The 24,014-nt window shown below is 60.2% G+C and carries 26 protein-coding genes and 1 tRNA gene; 17 read left to right on the top strand and 10 right to left on the bottom strand.

Annotated elements, in window-relative coordinates; translation table 11 throughout:
• The first annotated feature begins 118 nt into the window (after positions 1-118).
• The 4 genes from FJQ55_RS11420 (at position 119) to FJQ55_RS11405 (ending at position 3,181) form a co-directional block, all read left to right on the top strand.
• Positions 119-1,228, top strand: coding sequence for an endonuclease/exonuclease/phosphatase family protein (locus FJQ55_RS11420; RefSeq protein WP_140828014.1), 1,110 nt, complete (start codon positions 119-121; stop codon positions 1,226-1,228).
• Positions 1,229-1,237: 9 nt separating this feature from the next.
• Positions 1,238-1,966: an NUDIX hydrolase gene (locus tag FJQ55_RS11415; RefSeq protein ID WP_140828013.1), complete on the top strand. Its 729-nt coding sequence runs from the start codon at positions 1,238-1,240 to the stop codon at positions 1,964-1,966.
• Positions 1,967-2,039: 73 nt separating this feature from the next.
• The gene (locus FJQ55_RS11410; protein WP_140828011.1) at positions 2,040-2,957 is read left to right on the top strand and encodes a PhzF family phenazine biosynthesis protein; all 918 of its coding nucleotides are present in this window, start codon (positions 2,040-2,042) and stop codon (positions 2,955-2,957) included.
• 148 nt (positions 2,958-3,105) lie between these two features.
• A tRNA-Lys gene (locus FJQ55_RS11405) sits at positions 3,106-3,181 on the top strand.
• A gap of 195 nt (positions 3,182-3,376) precedes the next feature.
• Here the strand turns inward: FJQ55_RS11405 and FJQ55_RS11400 are convergent.
• Positions 3,377-4,213, bottom strand: coding sequence for a capsular polysaccharide synthesis protein (locus FJQ55_RS11400; RefSeq protein ID WP_140828009.1), 837 nt, complete (start codon positions 4,211-4,213; stop codon positions 3,377-3,379).
• A 342-nt stretch (positions 4,214-4,555) separates the two neighbouring features.
• Here FJQ55_RS11400 and FJQ55_RS11395 point away from each other — a divergent pair, with 342 nt between their 5' ends.
• A complete protein-coding gene (locus tag FJQ55_RS11395) occupies positions 4,556-5,641 on the top strand; it encodes a glycosyltransferase family 2 protein (protein WP_140828007.1) in 1,086 nt (361 codons plus the stop codon).
• A 110-nt stretch (positions 5,642-5,751) separates the two neighbouring features.
• On the opposite strand, the gene FJQ55_RS11390 is transcribed toward FJQ55_RS11395, so the two are convergent.
• The 3 genes from FJQ55_RS11390 to FJQ55_RS11380 are packed head-to-tail and all read right to left on the bottom strand — an operon-like array spanning position 5,752 to position 8,509.
• Positions 5,752-6,513, bottom strand: a complete 762-nt coding sequence (locus FJQ55_RS11390; RefSeq protein WP_425467534.1) for a heme ABC transporter ATP-binding protein — start codon at positions 6,511-6,513, stop codon at positions 5,752-5,754.
• A 23-nt stretch (positions 6,514-6,536) separates the two neighbouring features.
• On the bottom strand, positions 6,537-7,625 hold the full coding sequence (locus FJQ55_RS11385; protein WP_140828003.1) for a FecCD family ABC transporter permease: 1,089 nt from the start codon (positions 7,623-7,625) through the stop codon (positions 6,537-6,539).
• Positions 7,622-8,509: a heme/hemin ABC transporter substrate-binding protein gene (locus tag FJQ55_RS11380; protein ID WP_140828001.1), complete on the bottom strand. Its 888-nt coding sequence runs from the start codon at positions 8,507-8,509 to the stop codon at positions 7,622-7,624. Before FJQ55_RS11380 ends, FJQ55_RS11385 begins: the two co-directional genes overlap by 4 nt.
• A 248-nt stretch (positions 8,510-8,757) precedes the next feature.
• On the opposite strand from FJQ55_RS11380, the gene hmuQ reads away from it, so the two are divergent.
• The 7 genes from hmuQ to FJQ55_RS11345 all read left to right on the top strand — a co-directional run bounded on the left by hmuQ (position 8,758) and on the right by FJQ55_RS11345 (position 15,620).
• Positions 8,758-9,102, top strand: coding sequence for a heme-degrading protein HmuQ (gene hmuQ, locus FJQ55_RS11375; protein ID WP_140827999.1), 345 nt, complete (start codon positions 8,758-8,760; stop codon positions 9,100-9,102).
• A 7-nt stretch (positions 9,103-9,109) separates the two neighbouring features.
• Entirely contained in the window at positions 9,110-9,628 is a 519-nt protein-coding gene (gene hutX, locus FJQ55_RS11370) for a heme utilization cystosolic carrier protein HutX (RefSeq protein WP_167507731.1), read from the top strand.
• A gap of 128 nt (positions 9,629-9,756) precedes the next feature.
• Positions 9,757-12,363, top strand: coding sequence for a mechanosensitive ion channel family protein (locus FJQ55_RS11365; RefSeq protein WP_140827995.1), 2,607 nt, complete (start codon positions 9,757-9,759; stop codon positions 12,361-12,363).
• Positions 12,364-12,489: 126 nt separating this feature from the next.
• Positions 12,490-12,750, top strand: a complete 261-nt coding sequence (locus FJQ55_RS11360) for a hypothetical protein (protein ID WP_140829249.1) — start codon at positions 12,490-12,492, stop codon at positions 12,748-12,750.
• Positions 12,751-12,921: 171 nt separating this feature from the next.
• Positions 12,922-13,746, top strand: a complete 825-nt coding sequence (locus FJQ55_RS11355; RefSeq protein ID WP_140827993.1) for a response regulator — start codon at positions 12,922-12,924, stop codon at positions 13,744-13,746.
• 189 nt (positions 13,747-13,935) lie between these two features.
• A complete protein-coding gene (locus tag FJQ55_RS11350) occupies positions 13,936-14,862 on the top strand; it encodes an ABC transporter ATP-binding protein (RefSeq protein ID WP_140827991.1) in 927 nt (308 codons plus the stop codon).
• On the top strand, positions 14,859-15,620 hold the full coding sequence (locus FJQ55_RS11345; protein ID WP_140827989.1) for an ABC transporter permease: 762 nt from the start codon (positions 14,859-14,861) through the stop codon (positions 15,618-15,620). The genes FJQ55_RS11350 and FJQ55_RS11345 overlap by 4 nt, the downstream gene beginning before the upstream one ends.
• A 4-nt stretch (positions 15,621-15,624) precedes the next feature.
• Here the strand turns inward: FJQ55_RS11345 and FJQ55_RS11340 are convergent, their stop codons facing one another.
• From FJQ55_RS11340 to FJQ55_RS11330, 3 genes are read right to left on the bottom strand one after another with little or no spacing between them, the layout of a single operon-like run.
• A complete protein-coding gene (locus FJQ55_RS11340; protein ID WP_167507701.1) occupies positions 15,625-16,326 on the bottom strand; it encodes a TIGR02281 family clan AA aspartic protease in 702 nt (233 codons plus the stop codon).
• The gene (locus tag FJQ55_RS11335; RefSeq protein ID WP_140827983.1) at positions 16,323-16,544 is read right to left on the bottom strand and encodes a DUF1289 domain-containing protein; all 222 of its coding nucleotides are present in this window, start codon (positions 16,542-16,544) and stop codon (positions 16,323-16,325) included. The genes FJQ55_RS11340 and FJQ55_RS11335 overlap by 4 nt, the downstream gene beginning before the upstream one ends.
• Positions 16,545-16,578: 34 nt before the next feature.
• Complete coding sequence (locus FJQ55_RS11330; protein WP_140827981.1) at positions 16,579-17,364, bottom strand: adenosylcobinamide-GDP ribazoletransferase; 786 nt, start codon at positions 17,362-17,364, stop codon at positions 16,579-16,581.
• Positions 17,365-17,489: 125 nt separating this feature from the next.
• Between FJQ55_RS11330 and cobT the strand changes: the two genes are divergently transcribed.
• Both cobT and FJQ55_RS11320 read left to right on the top strand, forming a co-directional pair.
• Positions 17,490-18,512, top strand: a complete 1,023-nt coding sequence (gene cobT / locus FJQ55_RS11325) for a nicotinate-nucleotide--dimethylbenzimidazole phosphoribosyltransferase (protein WP_140827979.1) — start codon at positions 17,490-17,492, stop codon at positions 18,510-18,512.
• Positions 18,505-18,927: a diacylglycerol kinase gene (locus FJQ55_RS11320; protein ID WP_140827977.1), complete on the top strand. Its 423-nt coding sequence runs from the start codon at positions 18,505-18,507 to the stop codon at positions 18,925-18,927. The genes cobT and FJQ55_RS11320 overlap by 8 nt, the downstream gene beginning before the upstream one ends.
• A 3-nt stretch (positions 18,928-18,930) precedes the next feature.
• On the opposite strand, the gene FJQ55_RS11315 is transcribed toward FJQ55_RS11320, so the two are convergent.
• A complete protein-coding gene (locus FJQ55_RS11315) occupies positions 18,931-20,466 on the bottom strand; it encodes a sensor histidine kinase (protein ID WP_140827975.1) in 1,536 nt (511 codons plus the stop codon).
• Positions 20,467-20,584: 118 nt separating this feature from the next.
• Between FJQ55_RS11315 and FJQ55_RS11310 the strand changes: the two genes are divergently transcribed.
• The 3 genes from FJQ55_RS11310 to FJQ55_RS11300 are packed head-to-tail and all read left to right on the top strand — an operon-like array spanning position 20,585 to position 22,405.
• A complete protein-coding gene (locus tag FJQ55_RS11310) occupies positions 20,585-21,166 on the top strand; it encodes a thermonuclease family protein (protein WP_246085081.1) in 582 nt (193 codons plus the stop codon).
• Positions 21,167-21,178: 12 nt separating this feature from the next.
• Positions 21,179-21,865 carry a uracil-DNA glycosylase family protein gene (locus tag FJQ55_RS11305; protein WP_140827973.1) on the top strand — a complete coding sequence of 229 codons (687 nt, stop codon included), beginning with the start codon at positions 21,179-21,181 and terminating at the stop codon, positions 21,863-21,865.
• Positions 21,866-21,916: 51 nt separating this feature from the next.
• Complete coding sequence (locus FJQ55_RS11300; protein WP_140827971.1) at positions 21,917-22,405, top strand: Lrp/AsnC family transcriptional regulator; 489 nt, start codon at positions 21,917-21,919, stop codon at positions 22,403-22,405.
• 13 nt (positions 22,406-22,418) lie between these two features.
• Here FJQ55_RS11300 and FJQ55_RS11295 read toward each other — a convergent pair whose 3' ends face one another.
• Together FJQ55_RS11295 and FJQ55_RS11290 are read right to left on the bottom strand one after the other, a co-directional pair.
• Positions 22,419-23,105 (bottom strand): DNA alkylation repair protein, encoded by a 687-nt coding sequence (locus FJQ55_RS11295; RefSeq protein ID WP_140827969.1) that lies wholly within the window; start codon positions 23,103-23,105, stop codon positions 22,419-22,421.
• On the bottom strand, positions 23,102-23,974 hold the full coding sequence (locus tag FJQ55_RS11290) for an NAD(P)-dependent oxidoreductase (RefSeq protein WP_140827967.1): 873 nt from the start codon (positions 23,972-23,974) through the stop codon (positions 23,102-23,104). Before FJQ55_RS11290 ends, FJQ55_RS11295 begins: the two co-directional genes overlap by 4 nt.
• Positions 23,975-24,014 lie beyond the last annotated feature (40 nt).

Raw genomic sequence — 24,014 nt, 5'->3', positions numbered from 1 at the left:
TCTCCCGGTGCGGTCCATGTGGGATGAGAGAAAAGAGCCTTCGTGGTTGCCCGGGCCCGGCCCGCATGCTTGACTGGGGCCCGGCCTGGCGCTCCCAGGCGTGCGGGATATTTCCACCATGACGCTTCGCATTGCCAGCTTCAACATCGAAAACCTCGTTACGCGTTTCGATTTCACCGGCTTTCGCAACCAATTGCGTTCCGATCGTGTGCTGAAGCTGTTCGAGATCCGCAGCGAGGCTGATTATCAGCGGCTCGAGGCGGCGCGGGTGGTTGCTGCCACCGACGACACACGGCAATTGTCGGCGCTCGCCATCGCCGATACGGATGCGGATATCCTGTGCCTGCAGGAGGTCGACAACATGGAGGCACTGAAAGCCTTCGAATATGGCTATCTCTTCCGCATGGTCGGAGCCGGCTACCGCCAGAAATATCTGGTCGAAGGCAATGACAGCCGCGGTATCGACGTGGCGGTCCTGATGCGCGAGGAGACACGGCACGGCGAGCGGATCGAGGTGCAGGACGTCAAGAGCCATGCGGCGCTGACCTATCATGATCTCAATCTTTATACGCCATCGCTCGGCCCCAACATCCAGCCGCAGGACCGGATCTTCAAGCGCGACTGCCTCGAACTCGATCTGCTGGTCGGTGGACGCCCGCTCACCCTCTATGTCGTTCATTTCAAGTCAATGACCAACGGGCGCGAGGGCGGTGACGGGCGCGCGAGCACCATGCCGGTGCGCGAGGCCGAGGTGAGGGCGGTCCGGCACATCATCGAGAATCGTTTTGGCCGGGAGCATGCGCGCGACCGCAACTTCGTCATCTGTGGCGACATGAATGACTATCAGGAGCGGATCGACGTGATCGGCGATCGGCGCCAAGGCTATGAGTTTGTGCCGCGCGATGCCCTTCCCAGCGCCCTCGACGTTTTCTCCCAGGATGGTTTCGCCGAGAACGTCATGCGCAGACGCGACGTGCTCGATCGCTGGACGCTCTATCACGCGCGTGGGCCGGAGGAGCAGCATCTTTGCCAGCTCGATTACATCTGGCTCTCGGCGGGCCTTGCGCTGTCCAATCCTACGGCCGTGCCCGAGATCATCCGCAATGGTCAGCCGTTCCGGACACCCTTCCCGCCGGGGCAGGAGGTCGAACGCTATCCCCGGATCGGCTGGGACCGACCCAAGGCTTCGGATCACTGCCCCGTGGCCCTCTCCCTGCATTTGCCCTGAGGAAATATCATGATCGACCACGAGATGGGGCTGCCGGCGGATGGCCGTGTTGTTGCGATAGAGGGATTGGATCTGCGAGTGGAACCCGCACCGCATCCGCTCGAGCTTGCCCATGCCGAGAAGATTGCTGCGCATTGGAGCCGCGAACAGCGGGCCAATCCGGCGCTATACAACGGTCGGCTGATCCTGCAGCGCGAGATGCTCTTCGAGAAGGGGCATGTCCGGGCCATTGGTCATGAAGCGTCTTTCGCGAGCTTTCTCTGGTGGCGTCGGCAGGCCGATCTTACCGGTGCATGCCACCTCTTCGGCTATCCGGTGCTGGTATCTGGCGATGGAGCCTTGATCGCTGTCGAAATGGCGGCGCATACGGCCAATCCTGGTCAGGTTTATTTTGCGGCGGGGTCTCTCGACCCGTCGGACGTGGTCGACGGCCGCTGCGACCTCCACGGCAACATGCGGCGCGAGGTGCTGGAGGAAACCGGACTCGACCTTGCGACTGCCCAGGTCGGCGGCGGGCTTTATGCCAGCTATCGCCCGCACAAGCTGACCCTGTTTCAGCTCTTCCGCTTCGCGGAACCGTCGGAGGTGCTTTTGGAGCGGATTGCAGAGTTTGCGAAGGCGGCGCCGGAGCAGGAGATATTGCGGGCCGTCGCTATCCGCAGCCCTGACCGCGATGCGCAGCGCTATGGTCCCGCGATGCTGCCGATCCTCGACTGGTACTTCGAAACGGTCGTGTGATGCTGTTCCTTGCCTTGCCCGGCATCGTCGGGCAGTGTGCCTTCGAGCGTGACCATCAGAGTGGAGACGGCCCGTGGCGAGAGAGTATGCAATCTACGACGTGTTTACCGACACCAAGCTTGCGGGTAATCCGCTCGCAGTCATCTTTGACGGCGAGGGATTGTCTGACGCGGCCATGCAGGCCGTCGCCCGGGAGCTCAACCTCTCGGAAACCGTTTTCGTGCAGCCTGCGGATCACGCGGCCCACACCGCGCGCATCCGGATCTTTACCCCGGGCCGGGAACTGCCCTTTGCCGGGCATCCGACCGTCGGAACGGCGATAGCGCTTGCAGAGCGCAGTTATGCCAGTGACCGCGACAGTGTCGATCTGGTGAGTGTGCTTGAGGAAAATGTTGGACCTGTGCGCTGTGCGGTGCGGCTTCGGAACGGCGAGGCGGGTTTTTGCGAATTTGACCTGCCACGCATCTCCAGCCGCCATGCACTGACACTTGACCCGCAGAAGCTCGCCGATGCGCTATCCCTCAAGGCAAGCGCGATCGGCTTCGAAAACCATGTGCCGACCGTGTGGAGTGCCGGGGTCCCCTTTCTGCTCGTACCGGTTCATGACCTTGCCGCTGTCGAAGGCCTTGAATTCGATCCACATCTGTGGGAGCGGGTTGCGCCGATGAGCGAGGGACGATTGACCTCGGCCTATGTGTATTGTCGTGGCGGCATTCATCACGCCGCGAAGTTCCATGCGCGGATGTTTTCGCCCGACATGGGCATTTCCGAAGACCCGGCGACCGGAGCGGCGGTCGCAGCACTCTCCGGTGCCATCCATCATTTCGATGCCCTACCGGACGGCCATCACCCGATGATGATCGAGCAGGGCGTGGAGATGGGACGGCCTTCGCACATCCATCTCCACATCGATGTAAAGGATGGCGCCGTTGCGCGTGCGCGGATCGGCGGGCAGGCGGTGCGTGTCGCGGCGGGTGAGCTGGATCTCTGAAAAACAACGGGAATTTCGCTTCTTCGAAATTTTTTTGACCAGAAGGCCAAGAATTTTCGCCGACGCGCTGGACAAGGTCCCGGTTCCTGTTTATACGCCCGGTCACGCCACCGGAAACGGGGCGGACGCCACCAAAAACGGCGCGGTCGGGTGATTAGCTCAGTTGGTAGAGCAGCTGACTCTTAATCAGCGGGTCGTAGGTTCGAGCCCTACATCACCCACCAAATCTTCTCTTTTAAGTCAAAGACTCGATATTGAGGGCGCGGCACTTTCAGCCGCGCGCTATCCAACTGTTCTGCGTGGGCGCGTCTCTCTCGGTTGCCATGCGATAGCTATTATCGAACCGAAACCTCAGGGAATTTTACCGGGTTGCGTCCACCCGTGGGCTCATATATGCGCTTACAAGGACGATCCGAAGATTACGGCTGTCCAACGACCTGAACTGGAACGTTCTCCGGATCAGTCAGATTTTCGAGTCTCAACAAGTCGACCTCACCGGTCGCGCTGATTTCGCGGATCGCCAGAAGCGCACGCTCATCCAGCCGGCTGCTGAGTTTTTGCCAAAGGACAGAAGACAGATCGATGTCTTGCGGGATGGGGGAGTACAGATCCCGCTCTCCGATCATGCGCTTGAGCAGCATTGCTCCGCGGCTCCGAAGCTTCGGTGTTCGTCGCCAAATTCCGCGCGCCCGTCGGTCCGTTAAAACGATGAACTCAAATAGATGCATGCACCAAAAATAATGGAGGAGTTTGCCTGGTTTGCTAAAATAGCGATACATCAGGCGAGACCATTTGTTGGTCAGATATTCTCCCGGCACTGCTGCCAAGAATGCATTGTTGACCAGCCTGCTCGGATAAAGGTCGGGAAACGCAAAAAATCCGGACTCCATCATGGTTGGTAGCCAATGATCCAGGGGCTTCACGCAGAAGGAGGTCATGTCGACCCATACGCCCCCGTAGCGAGCGAGCAAGGCGAGGCGAATGACGTCGGCCCGCCATTGAACCTTTCGCGGTAGTGGCGACACTGGCGGTTCGATGAAGCTTCTCAGGTTGCTCTCAGTGACAAAATTCACAGACCAGCCGGGGTTCATAATCTGCCAGCTGCGCATGCCAAGTTTCGCAACCTCCGGCGCCTCCGCCAGTTCCACATGCCAATAGACCCATATAATCTTCGGCAGTTTCTTGCTGATTGTGTCGTAACGGGGATTGTAGTTTTCGGCCTTGAGCGCCTGTTTCCCTTTGATGCTCCGACGCATGGAGTGGCTTATCTGTTTAAATATCAAAAATGCGTCGAATATTATCAAAAGTGACACCTCGCGTTGTTATTTTGTATTCTGATAAATATGTGTATTGTTGTTGGCGTGTAGTCTATTTAACTTATACGTGATGCTTTATTTTTCTTATCGCTTTTATAATATAAATTATTTAATTTATCTGCGATTATTTGTTCCTTAACATAATATAAATTTTAATTTTTTGCGGGACGGCTAAATGTGTGTCAATTTTTACGTTATATGTAAACGGGCCTTTGCTGAATCTCCCAGAAATAGTTCAAGTGAATTTATTCCATTATCCAATTCTCATGTTAAAACTGAGGGATGAAATGTACTATCGTCATTCAGTCGAAGAACTCGTTCGACTACCTGGCTCTGTTTCTCGCTCACCACGAGAGGTTGGCCGATCGTATTGTCATCATCGACCACAATTCCGACCGTGATCTTCGAGGTTTGAGGTCTGACAAAATTGAGGTTTACCGGCTGGGCCTTGCTGCCTACATGCAGGCCCACACCCTGAACTTCCTCCTGCACACTGTGTTACAGGTCACGAGGGAGAGCGGGATGCTCTTCATCCTGGACGTGGACGAATTTCTTCCCTTTTCTTCACGCTCAGACATGGACGCTTTCGTGGCGGATCATCGGAAGGATGCCATTGTTTCTTTCCGGTGGCGCAATGGCTATGCTCCGGAGCCTGGGCAGTTAGTCGACCCTTCCGGCATCCGCTTTTGCCGGCAGCGCACGCCAACGCGGAAGCTCGCCTACAATCTCGACAAACTCGGGCTGTTCTTTCCACTCGGCGGCAATCACGAAGTCAGGCTTGCGAGACCCTTCTGGCGACGGCGGGGGCCGACGGTTGATGTCGTGGATTCGGGTCTTGGATTGTTGCATCTCCCCTTCGTGGGCCTTGAGGGATTGCGACAGAAGGTAAGGGACAACCCGGCACACGAATTTGCCGGCAAGATCAGCGCCAACTACCGTCTGCTGGGATTGAAGGAAGATAGGCCTTGGGCTCAGGATGCGGTTTCTGAAGAAGTCATGCTACAGTTGATCGCGAATTACCGCACCAATGTGCCTCAAGGCCGACTGAACGTTGTCGCCGGGGATTTTGAGCCGGTCTCGTTTCTCACGGGATTGACTGACCGGGTCTTGGCTTGGAGAGACAGAATCGAGAAGTGCGGTGCGGTCGACCCGGTGCAGTCGGACGGGGACGCCATCGCCGCGTTGAAAGCTGTTAGGCCCGGTTGCTCCGGCTATGTTCGCCAACTTCGACGGCATCTGCGTGTGGGAAAGGGCGGCGAAGTGGTTCTTGCGGCTCATTCCTTCGGCGTTAAAGATCTTGCTCGGCTAATGATGCCGATCGCCGGTTTCTTCACGCGGAATCCGGTTGGAAACCGAGATGTTCGATAAAGGTTCCGCCCTGCGGTCGGTGGTGTTCCGGTTTTGTATCGATTTATGGGCCAGATTTGATTGCGTTACCCTGTGGATAACTGTGGACAACGTTGATAGTCGGCTCAGCTTCAGGCTCTGAGGCGGGCTTGGGGCAGGACATATGGCGTTCCTGGTGGCGGAACGCGTCCGACCGCGCCCTCAATGCCATAGACCTTGGCGACAATCTCATTCGTCAGCGTTTCGGCAGCGGTTCCCTCTGCAACGAGCTTCCCCTGATCGAGCACAGCAAGATGGTCGGCAAATTCCGCGGCCAGATTGAGGTCGTGCAGGATGGCGAGCACCGAGCCACCTCGGCGGGCGAATTCGCGGGCCAGTTCGAGGACAGCTATCTGGTGACCGATATCGAGGCTCGCCGTCGGCTCGTCCAGAAAGATTGCCCGAGCGTGGCCATTTGAGACGGGGCTCGGCATCTGAGCAAGGACGCGCGCCAGTTGGACGCGCTGCTGTTCCCCGCCTGAGAGAGCATTATAGTCTCGGCCCTCAAAGCCAGTCAGGCCAACTGTCGTCAGGGCCTGTCGCGCAGCAAGGCCAGGCTCGGTGCTGCCACAAGCGATCGCGCCCATGCGGACGACCTCCAGCGCCGTAAAGGGGAAGGAGAGGGTGGTGGATTGTGGCAGGACCGCTCGTTCTCTGGCCAGTTCCAGTGCGCTGAATGTGCGGATCGGCCGATCCCTGTAGGTCACGACGCCCTGATCAGGGGCGAATTCCCCGGAGAGCACCTTGAGCAGCGTTGACTTGCCCGCCCCGTTCGGGCCGATAACGACGGTGAAAGAGCCGGGGTGAAGGTCAAGGCTTACTTGATCGAGGAGGCGGCGGCGCCCTCGAGCCACTGAAATGTCACGGGCCTTGATCATCAAAGCGATTCCATCGCCCGACGGCCGTTGCGCCCGAGCAGTAGCATGAGGAAAACGGGTGCGCCGAGAAGGGCGGTGATGATGCCGATCGGCAGTTCTGCGGGTGCAGCGATCGTGCGGGCGGCGGTGTCTGCAAAGAGGAGCAGGGCCGCCCCACCAAGCGCCGAGGCCGGCAGCAGGAAGCGGTGCGAGGGGCCGATAGCAAGCCGCAGCAGGTGTGGCACCACGATGCCGACGAAGCCGATTGAGCCCGCCGCTGCAACGGTTGCGCCACAGGCTGCGGCGACTGCCAGGATTGTCAGCCGCTTCAGACGCTGTACGGGAACCCCCATGTGGAACGCTGCGGCGTCGCCAAGGATCAGGGCGTCGAGGCCGCGCGCGACAAAGGGAATGATCAGCAGGACGAAGGAGACGAAGGGGAGGATCGAAAGGATCTTGGTTCCATTGGCCCCGCTCAGCGAGCCGAGGGACCAGAAAGTGATGTCGCGCAGGGCCCTGTCGTCGGCCATGAAGATCAGGAGCCCGGTGGCAGCACCTGTGAGTGCGGCGATGGCGATGCCTGACAGGACAAGCGCCGTGGTCGATGTGCGACCATCCCGGGTAGCAATGGCATAAAGCAGGAAGGTATTGCCGAGGCCGCCGAGGAAGGCCATGAGCGGCAGGAAGAGGTTGCCGAAGAGAGCGGCGAGCGGTGAAAGGAGCGTCGGCCCCAGCACGATGGCAAGCACGGCGGCGAGTGCAGCACCGGAGCTGACGCCGACAATGCCAGGATCGGCCAGCGGATTGCGGAATAGGCCTTGCATCATGGCGCCGGAGGCCCCGAGCGCCGCGCCGATCAGGAGGCCCATTGCGGTTCGCGGCAAGCGGACCGCTTCGAGGATGATCAGGTTCTGGCGGTTGAGCGCTTGCGCTTCGCCGCCAAGATAGGCCATCAGGTCTGGCAGGCCGACACCGGTCGGGCCGATCACCACCGAGAAAAAGACCGACAGTGCCAGCAGTAGCACGAGCACGATGATGACCAGATGGCCGAGCGAGGACCGGTCACCCGCCATCCCCCCCCTGCAGTTCAAGACGGCCGGCAGGCTCACGGCTTTACACTTTCGGGGTAGAGCTTGGCGTTCAGGTCTGCTGCCGCCTCGGTTGCGCGGGGGCCGAGCCCAAGCAGGAAGAGGCCATCCATGGTGAGGAAGGAGCCCGTCCGCCCGGCGGGGCTTGCGGCCAAAGCGGGGAGGGCGAAAGCCTGTTCGGCGCTGAGATGCATTGCGCCGCCGCTCATCACCAGCACCACGTCGGGAGCAGCCGCGATGACCGCTTCATCCGTGAGCGGCTTATAACCCGAGATGGACGAGACTGCGTTTTCGCCGCCGGCGAGGCGTATCATCGCGTCTGCCGAGCTATCGGCTCCCGCTGCCATAACGCGACCGTTGGCGAGTGACAGAGCGAAGAGGACCTTCTTCTTCGGCCCTGTTTGGGTGGCCACCTTTTCCTCCAGCGCCTTCAGTTTGGTGGCAACCTCGGTTGCCAATGCCTCTGCTTTTTCCTCGGCCCCGATCGCCGCACCCACCGCTCGGATCTTGTCGGGGATTGCCGATGTATCGGGCGGAGAGGCGATTGATACGAAGGAGATGCCACTGGCCTTCAAGATCTCGATGGCGTCGGCGGGCCCCGCGCCCGATTCGGCAACGATCAGATCAGGTTTTTGCGAGAGTACGCCTTCAGGCGAAATTTGGCGGACATAACCGACATCTGGCTTGTCATCGGCTTCAACCGGATGGGTGCTGGTGCTGTCGACAGCGGCGATCCGGTCGCCTTCGCCCAGTGCATATATGATCTCCGTCACCGTCCCGCCCAAAGCCACGATGCGGCTGGCTTCCGCCGCTTGTAAAGGCTTGAAAAACGCAGGCTGGACGGCCAGCAATATGGCGGCCGTTACAGCGAAGACAGGGCGATGAGAGGGGTGAAAAAAGGACATTGGCTAAATTTTACCTATGCTTACAGACGCTCTATCGGGAGGACAGCTCACTGTCTCCGGCACCTCGGAATGGAAAAATCTTGCCGGGCTGCTGCCGCGACAAATAACTTGACTGTGATAGCCAAGTTTATCTACCAAGGCAAGATATCGCGGTTGTTCCATTTGTCAGGCGATGCCGTCATACTCGGCATTCCGGCGCGTGCGCTGCCGTGTCCACCACCCGAGGTTTCAAGAGAGGTAGTCACTCCATGTACATTGCGATGAACCGTTTTCGCGTCGTTCCGGGCTTTGAAGAGGCCTTTGAAAACCAGTGGCGCTCGCGCCAGGGCCGGCTCGCAGAGATGCCAGGCTATGTCGAGTTTCACATGCTGAAAGGCCCGAAGGCCGAGGACCATACGCTCTACGCTTCCCACACGGTCTGGGAGACGCAGGCGGACTTTCTGGCCTGGACGAAGTCCGAGCAGTTCCGGGCCGCCCATGCGCGCGCCGGCGAAAGCAAGGTCCAGTATCTGTCTGGCCCACATTTCGAAGGCTTCGACGTGATCATCCATGAAGATCGCTCCGGCAAGCGCGCCGAAGTCGAAGCGGCTTGATCCTGCAATGAGCGAATTGTCCCTCTCAACACCCGAGCGCCGAGATCGGGCGCTTGCGGCGCTTGCCGAGAAACCCGATGGTGTAATCGAACAGATCGCGGCCAAGGCCGATGTGACTCCGGCCGAGGTTCTGGCTGTTCTTCCAGACGGTGCGGCTATCGTCGTTCCGGCGGAGCGCTGGGAGCCGATTTGGAAGGATCTGTCGACCTGGGGCGACATCCTGATGATCGTGCATACCGAGGATATCGTCCTTGAAGTCGAGGGCAGTCTGCCCGATGGCAGCGAGGGTCATGGCTGGTTCAACATTCATGGCGACAGCCCGATCGGCGGGCATATCCGCAAGGAACGATGTGTTTCGATCGCCTTTGTCGATCGTGGCTTCCATGGTCGACGTTCGTGCTCGGTGTGGTTCATGAATGCAGACGGCAAGGCAATGTTCAAGGTCTTCGTCCGCCGCGATAAGGAGCGAGCGTTGATTGAAGAGCAGGTCGTGCGCTTCGAGGCGCTGCGGCAGACTAGCGTCTGAACATTCCCGCGATTGACGGGTGTCGGCCACCACCGGCGCCCGTTGCGGCATTGGATGTAAGCCGTTCTTTCTTTTGCCTATAACTGGTCCTATTGTCGCGCCATCGTCATCCATGACTGGACCTCCCCTTGTATCGACTGCGCCCGCCCCGACACGCCCTTGCCCTGTGCCTTGCAAGCTTCTTCCTCTGGATTGCCGTCTCGCCCGACGGTGTCTCGGCACAGCAACAGGATCCGGCTCCGCCCGCCGCCGCGAGCGATGCGCCGCCGGCGGCCGCGCCGTCCGCGACAGACCAGACCGCCGTGCCTGCGGCACAGCCTCGTGCGGCAGAGCCGCCGGTGGCACCCGAGCCTACGCGGGATGAACAACTGGCTGCGGCTGGCGAGCGTCTGGCTGCCGCCAAGAAACAGCTCGGACAATTGCGCGAGCAGGTGGACAAGCACGAGCAGGACGATTCGCTTCTGGCTGAACTCAAGGTCAAAGTCGATGCGCTGGTCCGCGATGTTCTGCAGGTTTCCGTCGATCTCAGGCCGCGGCTGAACGACGTCCAGACGCGGCTGACGGAGCTCGGTTCCGCGCCAGCCGACGGCCAGCCGCCGGAGGCGGCGAGCGTCACTGACGAACGCAGCCGGCTCAACGCGGCGCGCGCGGAGATCAATGCCATCACGGGGCAGGCGGAAGACCTGTCGATCGAGGCGAAATCGCTGTCGGACCGTATTTCCGACATCCGCCGCGCAATCTTCACCAATGCGCTCTTTGCCCATACCGAGATCAATGGTCAGGTGTTCGACGAGGCGACCGGATCGTTCTGGAGCGATGCCGAGCGAGTCCGGCGCAGTATCAGCAGCTGGCTCGTCTTTGTGGTGAAGTTCAAAGCCGTGCCACTGACGCTGGCGCTCCTTCTGTCGCTGGCACTCGCCTCGGTCATCCTCTATGTCGAGAAGCGTTTTTTCAAGCACATCAAGCAGCGGGACCTCGCCGTCGAGGATCCGTCCTATATGAGCCGGTTCTCGGTCGCTTTCTGGTCGACGATCCTGCCGTCCATGGCGCTGAGCTTCTTTCTTGCATCGGCCTATTTCCTGCTCGACACATTCAATGTTCTGCGTCCGGATATCGCGCCGATCGCCGCCGCCTTCTTCGCTCTGATCGGTCTCGTCTTCTTCGTTACCGCCGTTTCTGGGGCGGTCCTTGCGCCGTCTGCGGCGAACTGGCGCTTGGTGAAGCTGTCGAACAAGGGGGCACGGGACGTCTCCATCGCCATCTTCCTGATGGCGGTGGTCAACGGACTGGATTACCTGCTCGCGGTCATCAGCGACACTTATAGTTCGCCTGTCGTGCTCACCGTGATGAAGAGTCTTGCCTCTTCGGTGATCGTCGGTTTCCTGTTGTTCTTCGTCTCATTCCTGCGGCCGGTTCTCTCCGACAAGGGCGACCCCAATGCGCCGGGTCGCCCGTGGCCACGGGCTGCTGCCGTGACCCTGCGGGCGACCGGTGTTCTTCTGATCATTTTGGCAGGCATCGGCTATATCGGTCTTTCGCGCTTCCTCGCGACCCAGCTCATCGTTACCGGAGCAGTGGTCGCGACCATGTATATCGGCATACTTTCAGGCAAGGCGATCTCGGCGCCGAACCAGTTCGGCGAGACGCGCGTCGGCCGCTACATTGCACGCCGCTTCAAACTCGGCCCGGTGGGGCTTGATCAGAGCGGCATTGCTGCCGGTCTGCTCATCTACATGTTCGCCCTTGTCGCCGGCTTGCCGCTGATCCTGATGTCGTGGGGGTTCCAGCTGCGCGACATGCAGCTCTGGCTGTTCAACCTGTTTACTGAAATCAACATCGGCACGATCCGCATCTCGATCTTCGGAATTCTCGGCGGCCTGTTGTTGTTCGTCATCGGACTGATGCTCACCCGCTGGTTCCAGAAATGGCTTGACGGGAATGTCATGGCGCGATCGCAGGTCGATGGCGGCGTACGCAATTCCGTCAAGATGGGAGTTGGTTACCTCGGCACAGGCATCGCGGGAATCGTCGGCATTTCCGCCGCAGGTATCGATCTGTCGAGCCTGGCGCTCGTTGCCGGTGCTCTTTCACTCGGTATTGGTTTTGGCCTGCAGAACATCGTATCAAACTTCGTCTCCGGCCTGATCCTGCTCGTCGAGCGGCCTTTCAAGGTGGGCGACCACGTCATTACCGGGGTCAATGAAGGCATTGTGAAACGGATCTCGGTGCGCGCAACGGAAATCGAGACCTTCCGGCGTCAGTCGATCATCGTGCCCAACTCGGAGCTGATCAATACGCCGCTCGGCAACTGGACCCATCGCAACCGCGTACAGCGGTCGGAAATCCCGGTCAGCGTCGCCTATGACGCGGATCCGCAGGAGGTGATCGATGTGTTGTTGGAGGTGGTGAACGGGATGCCCGACATCCTGCGTAATCCCGAACCGCACGTCGAATTCCTCCGTTTCGGTGCCTCATCGCTCGATTTCGAGCTCCGGTTTCACTTGGCCGACATGAGTGAGGGGCTCAATGTTCGCAATCGCGTCCGCATGGAAATCCTGCAGGCCTTCCGTGCGCGTGGTATCGTCATGCCTTACCCGCATCAGGACGTCATGCTGCATGTGCGCGAGCAGGATCGCCAGGTGCTGGTGAGGCGGCGGGCGAAAACGGAGGGCGGGCGAATGGCTGAGCCGGACGAATTGCCAGCAGCACCGGATGATGACAAACTCTTGCCATGAACGCCGCATTCAGCCGCCATTCAGGCGTAATGCGGCATAAGAGGGGCATGAGTGATCGAAATCTTCTCGGTCGCATTTGGCAAGGGACGGGGCTTCGGCTTCGCTGCAGGCATGACAATGCGCGTGATGACGTGTGCGTTTGGTGTGGTCGTTTCTGTGCTCGCTGCCGGATCGGCATTCGCGGCTTCGGTGCACAATGCCGGCCCTTCGTCCGTCGTGCTGATCGTTGTCGAAGACGGCAACAAAATGGAAGTTCCGCTTGATGCGGGCGGGGCGGAAACAATCTGCCCCTCCGGCTGCTTTCTCACACTTCCGAATGGTGATCGCATCGGTCTTGCTGGCGGTGAAACAGTGGAGATCAACGACGGCGTGGCGACGGTCAAGTAACGGCGGGCAGCACGGGTGCAATGCGTTGGTGCGTTGCTCGCCTTGGTTATATATTTTATCTCGCTTAACTATTTTCGTGCCGCCAAGCCTCTGAGAAGCCTCAGTTAACGCTTCCGAAAAACAAGCCTGTTAGATGTCTTCCTGTTGAACATTTTACAGAAGGCACCTTCAATGGCTATCCTTGGCATATCCGGAATGCAGTATTCCGGGGAAACATTTCCCGACGTCCGGATCATCCTGGGAGAAGACTCGAACGTCTTTACTCAAATGATCAGTCAGCGCTTGAAGGAACTGATGGGCGTCGATGTCGAAATCTGCAGAACCTTTGAGGATCTGCAGATGGCCAACGAGCTCTCGGAAGAGCCGGTCACGCTCGCCATCTCGAACATCAACTTGCCGGGAGCGGAAAACGGCGAGGCGCTCGAATATCTCATCGACTGCAATATCCCGACCATCGTCTTCACCGGCACGTTCCATGACGAGACCCGCGAGAAGCTGCTGGCCAAAGACATTGTCGACTATATCCTGAAGGACAATATCTTCGCGGTCGAAATGCTGGCGGAGTCGGTCTATCGCTTCCTCACCAACCATCGCCACCACGTGCTGATCGTCGACGACAGCGCGACGGCCCGCGCGCTGCTCTCCAGTCGTCTGAAGCGTTACAATTTCCGTGTCAGCCTGGCAGAAAGCGGCGCCAAGGCAATCGAGATCCTGAAAGCCAACCCGGATGTTGCGCTTGTCGTCACCGATTACAACATGCCGGACATCGACGGCTTCGAGCTGACGCGCCGCATTCGCGCGGTGCGTGGTTCGCATGAGCTGCGGATCATCGGCGTGTCTTCCTCGACCAATCGTCTCTTGTCTGCGCGCTTCCTGAAGGTCGGCGGCAACGACTTCATGCTTCGCCCCTTCATCGACGAAGAGTTCTATTGCCGCGTCAACCAGAACCTGGACACGCTGGTGCAGATCAAGGCAGCCCAGCTGCGCATCAAGTAAGGCGTAGCCTGGCAACACTTCCTGAGCTTCACGTTCTGGGGATCAAATAGGCCGTCGACCGCTTGAGCGGCCGGCGGCGTTGGATCGGGCATTGTCTTCGAGCGTGGACAGACCGTCTCGCCCTTGGCTCTGGCGCATCACCGGGAAGGGCCTATATAGGCGTTTCGCTCCCCGTTCACCGAGTGCTCCATGCCCCCGATCATCTCCATTCGCTCGCTTTCCAAAACCTATGCCAACGGCTTCAAGGCCCTCGACGATGTCACCTTTGATATCGAGGAGGGCGAGATCCTGGCGCTGCTCGGGCCGAATGGCGCGGGGAAGACGACGCTGATTTCGATCATTTGCGGCATGACAAATCCTTCCGTTGGAAGCGTCACGGTCGCCGGTCATGATGTGGTGACGGAGTTCCGCAAGACCCGAGGAGAGATCGGGCTGGTGCCACAGGAACTGACGACCGACATGTTCGAGACGGTGTTCAATACCGTCAGCTTTTCACGCGGACTGAACGGCAAGAAGGCCAATCCGGCGCTCATCGACCAGATCCTGCGCGACCTCTCGCTGTTCGACAAACGCAACAATGCCCTGCGCGAACTGTCCGGGGGCATGAAGCGGCGTGTCCTGATCGCCAAGGCGCTGTCGCACGAGCCGCGTATCCTGTTCCTGGATGAGCCGACGGCTGGCGTCGATGTGGCGCTCCGCAAGGATATGTGGCAGCTCGTGGAGCGACTGCGGAAGACGGGCGTCACCATCATCCTCACCACGCACTATATCGAGGAAGCGCAGGAGATCGCCGATCGCATCGGGGTGATCGACAAGGGGCGCCTGTTGCTGGTCGAGAACAAGGACGCGTTGATGCGCAAGCTCGGCAAGAAGCAGCTGGCGATTAATCTGCTGGAGCCGATCGCATCCGTTCCCGACAGTCTGTCTGCCTGGGACCTGGTACTCAATGAGGCAGGTGACCAGTTAGTCTACAGTTATGAACTCGACAAGAATGACGGGCATGTGGGCCGCCTGCTGCAGGCGTTGGAAGCAGCCGGGCTTCACTTCGATGACCTTTCGACCCGTCAAACCTCTCTCGAGGACATCTTCGTCTCATTGATCGGAGCCAAGGCATGAATACGGAAGCGGTCAAGTCGATCTATTTCTACGAGATGGCCCGCACCCGACGCACGCTTTTGCAGAGCGTGATTTCGCCGGTCCTGTCCACCGCCCTCTATTTCATCGTCTTCGGCGCGGCCGTTGGTTCGCGCATGCAGGAGGTGGGCGGCGTCTCGTATGGCGGCTTCATCACGCCGGGGCTGATCATGCTGGCGCTGATCACCCAGTGTATTTCGAACGGCTCGGTCGGGATCTATTTCCCCAAATTCACAGGCACGATCTACGAACTGCTCTCGGCCCCCGTGGCAATGAGCGAAATCCTTCTCGGATATGTCGGGGCTGCTGCCACGAAGGGCATGATGATCGGCCTGATCATCCTTTTCACGGCCATGTTCTTCGTCGACCTGCGCATCGCTCACCCGGTCCTGATGCTGCTGTTTATGGTACTAACGGCAGTGACCTTCAGCCTTGCCGGCTTCATCATCGGGGTTCTGGCCAAGAATTTCGAGCAGTTGAACCTTGTGCCGTCGCTCGTCGTGCCGCCGCTTACCTTCCTTGGTGGTACCTTCTACTCGATCGACATGCTGCCGCCGTTCTGGCGAGCGGTCAGCCATCTCAATCCGGTCCTCTACCTCGTCAGCGGTTTCCGTTGGAGTTTCTTTGAAGCGTCGGACGTGCATCCGCTGATCAGCGTCGGCATGATCGGCGTGTTTCTCGTCATCTGCCTGGCGGTGCTGACCTTCATCTTCAGGACGGGCTACAAGCTCCGAGCCTGATCCATCAGTCACGCAAGCGAAGCTCGTCGGTCTGCATTTGCAGGGACCCAAGGGTGGAGAGGAAGCTCATGCCGAGCAGGCTCTGGTCAAGCCGTCCCTGCTCGAGGACAACGGCCGGAACATCGGTGCGCCTTATGTCACCAAGCCTGAGTTCCGGCAGGCGGATCGGGGCTGCCTGGGCCTGACCATTGGCGGTCAGGACGGTGCGGGTGAACTGCAGCGTGTTCGGATCGATGCCGATCCTCACCGCATCCTCGAATTTCAGAACGACCGAGCTTGCGCCTGTGTCGATGAGCACCGGAACGGAGACGGGGCCGATGTCGACGCTGGTCTCGAAATGGCCGCCGAGTGACTTGTGGATCACGACCTCCGTCGTTCCATCGTCTGTCCTGACGCTGACCGCACGGCCGGGAAGGAGACCGGCCAGCACCCGCTCGCCAATGGTGCGCATGTCGTCCCGGTAAAGATAGCCGGTCACCAGTGCGAGTGCGATCAGCACCCAGATCAACATCTGCCGCAAGCCCTGGCCGAGCGACCGGCGCCCAAGCAGGATGCTGCTCGAGATCATCAGCAGGATGGGCAGGGCGACAACGATCCTGCCGACAGCCTCGTTATCGACGCCGAAGGTTCGGCCCTGGTCGTGGTTGATCACGAGCAGGACCAGCCCAATGCCGAGGATCGCAAGGCCGAGGACAAACCGCATCAACCGGTCCCGCGCTCGCGCTGCATTCGGCTGCGGCGTGTCTCCCGTCGGGGCTTGCGCTCAACACCCTCCAGGCGCGCCGGAAGGCTTGCCATGATCGTCCGGCGTTCCTCGCTCGAATAGCTCGTCCAGCGGCCGATTTCGTCACGTGTTCGGCCACAGCCGAAACAGAAGCCGGTCTTGTCGTCTATCGAACAGATCAGAATGCAGGGCGATTCCATCGGCGTCCTTTCGCTCGCCATCTATATCGGATGCCTAAAGGAAGATGGCAAGGGAGGCGAGAAATCCGATCTCGGCGACCTGTTGGGTGGCGCCGATGGTGTCGCCGGTGTGACCCCGGATCTTCGATCGGACATAGGCGGTAAACCCTGCCGTCAGCACGCCGCTGACGATCAGTGAGGTAAATACCGCTGCGAAGGGCAGGACGAGGAGACCGAGAAGGATCGGCGCTGTCAGTCCGCAGCCGATGGCGAAACGGGTGGAGGCGGGATCGGGCTGGCCCACGGAAGCCGCGACGCCGTCCGCCTTTGCCGGCGGAAGTGACGACCAGTGCCACACCATGGCAGCCCGGCTGGCGGCCGCGCTTGCGAGCCAGGCGAGAGGGATGGCAAGGGCCGGCCAGACCGGCAGCAGTGCCGCCAGAGCGGCTGTGCGCAGTGCCACAGACAGGATCAGGGCAAGGGCGCCGTAAGTACCGATGCGGCTGTCTTTCATGATCGTGAGCGCTCGATCGCGGTCGCGTCCACCACCGAGACCATCTGCCGTGTCGGTCAGTCCGTCCTCATGCAGGGCGCCGGTCACGAGCATTTGCAGGCCGAGTGCCGTCAGAACGGCGACAAGGGGCGGAGCGTCGGCGAGAGCGAGGATGCCGAGCAGCAAAGCCGCCGGCAGCGTGATCAACAGACCGGCGAGGGGAAAGGCCGCCACGGTTTTCGACAGATTTCCGTCATGGTTGGCAAAATGCCGGTCCGACACGGGAATGCGGCTCAGGAAGGCAATCGCCCTTGCCGTCTCGTTCACCAGGTCACGCCCACTCAGCATCAATGAGTCATCCATCCATATGACGACCGCAGCCGCCGCTTTTTGAGTTGAGACTGGCGAGCGCGGTCAGTATGAGAGATCCCACAAAGCCCGATTTGTCTGCAGATTACAAGGAAGCGCATCCCATGACCGTTACCGGCCTGCCATTCGACGATTTTCGCGTCCTCCTGCGCGACCTGCCGGGGCCGAATACCGCGGCGCTGGTTGCGGCGCGTGATCGGGACCGCATGTTGACAAAGCCACCGGGTGCGCTCGGGCGTCTCGAGGAGATCGCCATGTGGCTTGCGGCCTGGACCGGGCGCCCACCTGCCGTCACCCGTCCGCTCGTCGCGATCTTCGCCGGCAATCACGGCGTCACCAAGCACGGGATCACGCCGTTCCAGTCATCGGTCACTCAGCAGATGGTCGAAAATTTCGCGGCCGGCGGCGCGGCGATCAACCAGATCTGCGTGACCTATGATCTCGGCCTGAAGATCTTCGATCTGGCGCTCGACTATCCAACCGGCGACATCACCTGCGAGGCAGCACTTTCCGAGCGCGACTGCGCAGCGACCATGGCCTTCGGCATGGAAGCCATTGCGGGGGGCACTGACCTCCTGTGCATCGGCGAGATGGGCATCGGCAACACGACCATTGCAGCCGCCATCAACCTCGCGCTTTATGGCGGCGAGGCGGAAGACTGGGTGGGACCGGGCACCGGGTCGGAAGGCGACGTGCTGTCGCGCAAGATTGCAGCCGTGAAGCAGGCGGTTGCGTTCCATGGCGAGCATCTGTCGGATCCGCTGGAGGTGCTGCGTCGTCTCGGCGGACGTGAGATCGCCGCGATGGCGGGTGCCATTCTCGCCGCCCGGATGGAGAAGATCCCCGTCTTGATCGACGGTTACGTGGCGACAGCGGCGGCCGCGATCCTGAAGGCTGCCAACCCCTCAGCCCTCGATCACTGCCTGATCGGCCATGTCTCGGCAGAGCCCGGGCATCTCCGTTCAATCGAAAAACTCGGCAAGACGCCGCTGCTGGCGCTCGGCATGCGGCTTGGCGAAGGCACCGGGGCAGCGCTCGCTGCCGGTATCGTCAAGGCGGCTGCCGCCTGCCATTCCGGTATGGCGACTTTTGAACAGGCGGGCGTGAGCAACAAGACCCATGGCTAATCCGAAGAAGAAGGGGCCACCGGCCCCCCGTAAGCTCGCCGCCGCAACCTTCGAGAAGAAGACGGGCATCGCCCATCTCTTCGCGGCCGGACAGTATTCTGCCCAAGGTTTCAAGCGCCTCATCCAGGAGGCGGCCTTCCGGCACGAAATCCTGGCCTTCTTCGCGGGCCTTGCGATCTTCGCACTGGTCGGTGCGACGCCACTGCAGTTTCTCGCCTTCGTGGTGCTGATGCTGCTGATGTTCTGCGTCGAGGCGTTGAACACGGCGATCGAAGAGTTGGTGGACAGAATCTCTCCGGAGATCTCGACAGTCGGACGCAATGCCAAGGATCTTGGGTCCTTTGCGGTGTTCTGTCTCATTGTCGCGAATGCCGCCTTCAGCGGTTATGTGATCGTCACCCGGCTCTTCGGCTGAGGGTCAGGCGAACTGGCGGCGGCGCGGCTCCACGGCGCGGGCTTCGCTAACGGCAGGCAGGCTTTCCAGTACGCGGTTCGACGGCAGGATCGCGATCACTTCCGTGCCTTCGCGCAGTTTGGACCTCAGTTTGAACTCGCCGCCGTGTTTGGCAAGGATCGCCTGGACGATCGGCAGGCCAAGACCGGTGCCCTGTTCCGCACTCTTGATGGCGATCGATCCCTGTCCGAAGGCGGAGAGCACAACGGGGATTTCTTCTTCCGGGATGCCGGGGCCATTGTCGCGGATGGAGACATATTGTCCGCCGCCCGCCGTCCATCCCGCCTTGACCATAATCTCACCGCCTTGGGGGGTGAATTTCACGGCATTGGAGAGAAGGTTCAGGATGACCTGGCGCATCGCCTTTTCATCGGCCCAGACGGAAGGCAGGTTCAGTTCGAATTGCTCGTCGATGCGGATGTTCTTGGACTTTGCGCGCAGCTGGATCATGCCGATGCAGTCTTCCGCGAGCTCCAGCAGCGACACGGATTCTTCATTCAGCTCATACTTGCCTGCCTCGATGCGCGACAGGTCCAAGATCTCGTTGATCAGTTCCAGCAGATGCTTGCCAGAGCGGTGGATGTCGCCGGCATATTCCTTGTAGAGCGGGTTGTTGAGGGGGCCCAAGACCTCCGTTGCCATCACTTCGGAGAAGCCGAGGATGGCGTTGAGCGGCGTGCGCAGTTCGTGCGACATCGAGGCGAGAAAACGGGATTTCGCCATATTGGCTTCCTCGGCACGGCGGCGAGCTTCGTCGGACAGCGAGTTGGCCACTTCCAGCTCCGCAATCAGATCGTCCTTCTCTGTCTGGAAGGAGAGAAGCTTGAGATTTGCCTGGTGCAGGCGATTGGTGATGTAGATGAAGAAGATCAGGGCTGTGGTGAAAACCGCCGTCAGGCCCAGGTCGAGCATCCGGTGGCCCGATGCGGCCAGATAGGTGAGGGCGATCACCGTCGGTAGGAAGCTGAACAGCACAGCCTGACGCAGCAGCATGGTCGCCATGGCCGTGATCGAGAGTGCCAACAACAAGACGCCGCCCTTGTAGAAGAGGAAAGCGGTCTCGTCGCAGGCAACGCAGTCCTGCAGTGCAAAGACGGCCCAGCAACTGCCCATCGCGACCTGCGCCAGAAGCAGGATGTGGCGCCAGCGTTTCTGGTTTTGTGGGGTAATTTCGCTACGGGCAGCGCGCTTGACGATGACGATGCCGATGGCATGCATGGTCAAGCCGAACAGCGCCCAGATAAAGAACTGGGGTTGCGAGGTGAAGTATGAGCCGAAGCCGGCGACCAGCAGCAGCATGGTCGGAATGACGGCTGCACCTTGCAGCGTCGCACTGATGTGCATCCCGAGGATTTCGACATCGAAAGCGGGAGAGATACCCTGACCGGACTGCAGGCGCTCACGGGTCGTCCGGACGGCCTTGGTCGCAGCCCGGTTGCGGTGCGCCCGCGTCAGGTCAACAACATTCTTGTCTGTCGATGTCGATACGCCGTTACTCATGAAGTTGCAGTCTTCCGCGCCTCAGGCGAACTTAGCGACCAATTCTTAAGAAGATCCTGCAGTGGAAGGATTTGTTTGCCATGTGCGCAAAGGTTTTGTTTTTGAAATGGGAGGGAATGTGGCGGTGATCAGTCAGCGGCTGCGGGATGTGGTGGTGGGCGGTGGCATACTCTTCCTGGCGCTTTTGATCATCGCAAAGATCGAGAATGTGCAGGCGATCCGAACCCGTGGGCCGTTTGTCGTGTTGGATGGCGACACGCTGGCGGAAGAGGGACGACGCCTGCGCATGAAGGGGATCGATGCCCCGGAACTTGGCCAGATGTGCGATCGGCCAAGCGGCTCCTATGACTGTGGCATGGCGGCGCGGGCGGAGCTTATCCTTCTTCTGAGAGGAGCTCCCACCGAGTGCTTTGGGCAGGAGGGCGACGAAGATCGCTATGGTCGCCTTCTGGTGACCTGTCGCAGGGGGGCGGTCGATCTCGGTCACCAAATGGTGGCCGCAGGCCTTGCTGTGGCAGACGGCGATTACCACATGGCGGAACTGCAGGCGCGCAAGTCAGGTGAGGGGATCTGGGCCGGCTCTTTCGACCGTCCGGAGGATTGGCGTCGGCTGCAGAGGCTGGAGGCGACGGAACCGGGCGGCTGGTTGCAGACGTTAACGTTTGACGCCGTAGGTCGATGGTTTCGGGGAAATGACTGAGTGACACGTAGAATGACGGATATTTCCCTGCCCCCCATTGTGCGGTCCTCCGATGCGCCGGTTCCGGTGGACACGCTCATTCACGCCATCTCGCAATGTCGTCTCTGCCGCGACTGTCCCGCGGGCGGTCCTCAAAACCGGATGCCGCATGAGCCTCGCCCGGTCGCCTATCTCTCGTCGACCGCAAAAGTCTTGATTGCGGGTCAGGCGCCGGGTCTGCGCGTGCATGAAAGCGGTATTCCCTTCAACGACGCGTCCGGTGACCGGCTGCGGTTCTGGCTCGGGGTCGATCGCGAGACTTTCTACGATCGGTCGCGCTTCGCCATCGCGCCCATGGGCTTCTGCTTTCCCGGCTATAACTCCGAGGGTCACGATCTGCCGCCGCGCCGCGAATGTGCGCCGCATTGGCGGGAAACGGTGATGCGGTCGATGCCGCAGGTCGAGCTGATCCTCGCCATTGGCCAATATGCGCAGGCCTGGCATCTGGGTGGTCGGCGCGGGCGGACGATGACGGAAACGGTGGAGCGGTGGCGGGATACTTTTCTTGCCAACACCGCCGGGCCGCGCGTGCTTCCGCTGCCTCACCCAAGTTGGCGCAATACGGGCTGGTTGAAACGGCATCCGTGGTTCGAGGCGGAAGTTCTGCCTGTGCTCCGACGAGAAGTTTCCCTGTTGATAGGGCGAAATGATTTTCCTTGAATCGCTGTTTTTCCGCTATATCGGAGAAAATCAGTTTTTACGGGAATCATCATGGATCGCCTCGATCGCAAAATCCTTCGTATCCTCCAAGAGGACTCTACCCTCGCCGTGGCGGATCTGGCGAAGAAAGTCGGTCTGTCGACCACGCCGTGCTGGCGGCGAATCCAGAAAATGGAAGAAGATGGTGTCATTCGCCGTCGTGTTGCCCTGCTTGATCCCGTGAAGGTCAACACGAAGGTCACCGTTTTCGTGTCGATCCGGACATCAAGTCACTCCATAGAATGGCTGAAGCGGTTTTCCGAAGTGGTGGCCGAGTTCCCGGAAGTGGTCGAGTTCTACCGTATGAGTGGCGATGTCGACTATCTCCTGCGCGTCGTCGTGCCCGATATCGCCGCCTATGACGCCTTTTACAAGCGGATGATCGCCAAAATCGAGATCCGCGATGTGTCTTCGGCCTTCGCCATGGAGCAGATCAAGTACACGACCGAACTGCCGCTCGACTACATGCTGCTGGACAATCAGAAGTCCGGCGAAGAGTAGGATCGCTTCGGCCCTAGCTTAGTTTGGCGATGCGTCTCGGATCGCTCAGCTCGCGCATCGCGTCCTTGCCGATCCAGCGGGCACTCGCGTCATCGGAGCTCGCCAGCCTTTCCGCTAGCAAGAGTGCCTTTGTATGGCAGGGCCGGCTGCGTTTGCCGATATTGCGCAATGCCCAGTTGACCGCTTTTTTGACGAAATGCCGCGGATCCGTTGCATTGCGCTCGATGAGCGGCAGCCAGTCGAGGAAGGTCTCGTCCGGTTCCTTTTTGTTGTGGACTGTGGCACCTGCGATCATGGCAAAGGCGGCACGCCTGACAAATTCTCGGTCGTCTGTCGCGAAGGCTTCGACGAGATGGTGCCAGTAGGGCGGTTGCGTCAAAAGATCGGCAGCCGCATCGACGATTTCCCAGGAGTTGAAATCTTCGGCGAGGCGCTTCGCTTCGTCCACCGCCAGCAGCATCGGATCGAAGGTCCAGATTGCCAGCAGGCGCGCTTCACGAACGCCGGACCGCCAGAGTTCATGTGCGCGCGGCTGGTCTTTCCCGATGAGCCTCGCGAGTTTCCGGATTGCGGTGTTTCCGATACCGAGTGCGGTGTCCGTCACAATCCCGAAGCGTGCCATACTGGCAACATTCTCCTCCGACCGCATCGAGCGCAGGTGCGCGATGATCTCTGCTGCGGTCGAGGAGTGGCCGATCATTTTGCCTCTAGCCTTGCCAGGAGCGACGACGTATCCCAGCGCTTGCCGCCGAGCTTCTGCACCTCACCGTAGAACTGGTCGACAAGCGCCGTCACCGGGAGGCTGCTGCCATTGCGTCTCGCTTCGTTCAGAACGATGTCCAAATCCTTGCGCATCCAATCGACGGCGAAGCCGAAATCATATTTGCCGACGTTCATCGTCTTGTGACGGTTCTCCATCTGCCAGGATCCAGCAGCGCCCTTGGAGATGACTTCAACCACCTTCTCGATATCGAGGCCGGCCTTCTTGCCGAAGTGAATGCCTTCCGCGAGGCCCTGAACGAGGCCGGCGATGCAGATCTGATTGACCATCTTGGTCAGCTGGCCGGCGCCGGCCGGACCCATCAGGCCGACCATCCGGGCATAGGCATCGATAATGGATTTCGCTTTGTCGAACACCTCAGCTTCGCCGCCGCACATCACCGTCAGGACACCGTTTTCCGCGCCGGCCTGTCCGCCCGAGACGGGCGCGTCGATGAAGCCGCAGCCACGGGCTGCCGCTGCCTCGGCCAGTTCGCGGGCCACTTCAGCCGAGGCGGTCGTGTTGTCGATCAGGATGGCGCCTGATTTCATCCCGGCGAGAGCGCCTTCGGCGCCTATGGTCACCGAGCGCAAGTCATCGTCATTGCCGACGCAGGTGAAGACGAAGTCTGCGTCCCGCGCGGCTTCGGCGGGTGTGGAGGCCCGGCTGCCGCCATGCTGCTTCACCCAGGCTTCGGCCTTGGCGCTGGTGCGATTATAGACCGTCACCTCGTGACCACCCTTGGCTTTGAGGTGGCCTGCCATCGGATACCCCATGACGCCCAAACCGATGAATCCGACCTTTGCCATATGACCTGCCTCTCAAGTTTTGCCTCAGGCCGAGGCATAA

Origin of the sequence: Rhizobium glycinendophyticum (assembly GCF_006443685.1) — a bacterium.
Lineage (GTDB): Bacteria > Pseudomonadota > Alphaproteobacteria > Rhizobiales > Rhizobiaceae > Allorhizobium > Allorhizobium glycinendophyticum.
The sequence above is the reverse complement of the archived record's forward strand: the minus strand, read 5'-3'. Positions and strand labels throughout refer to the sequence as shown.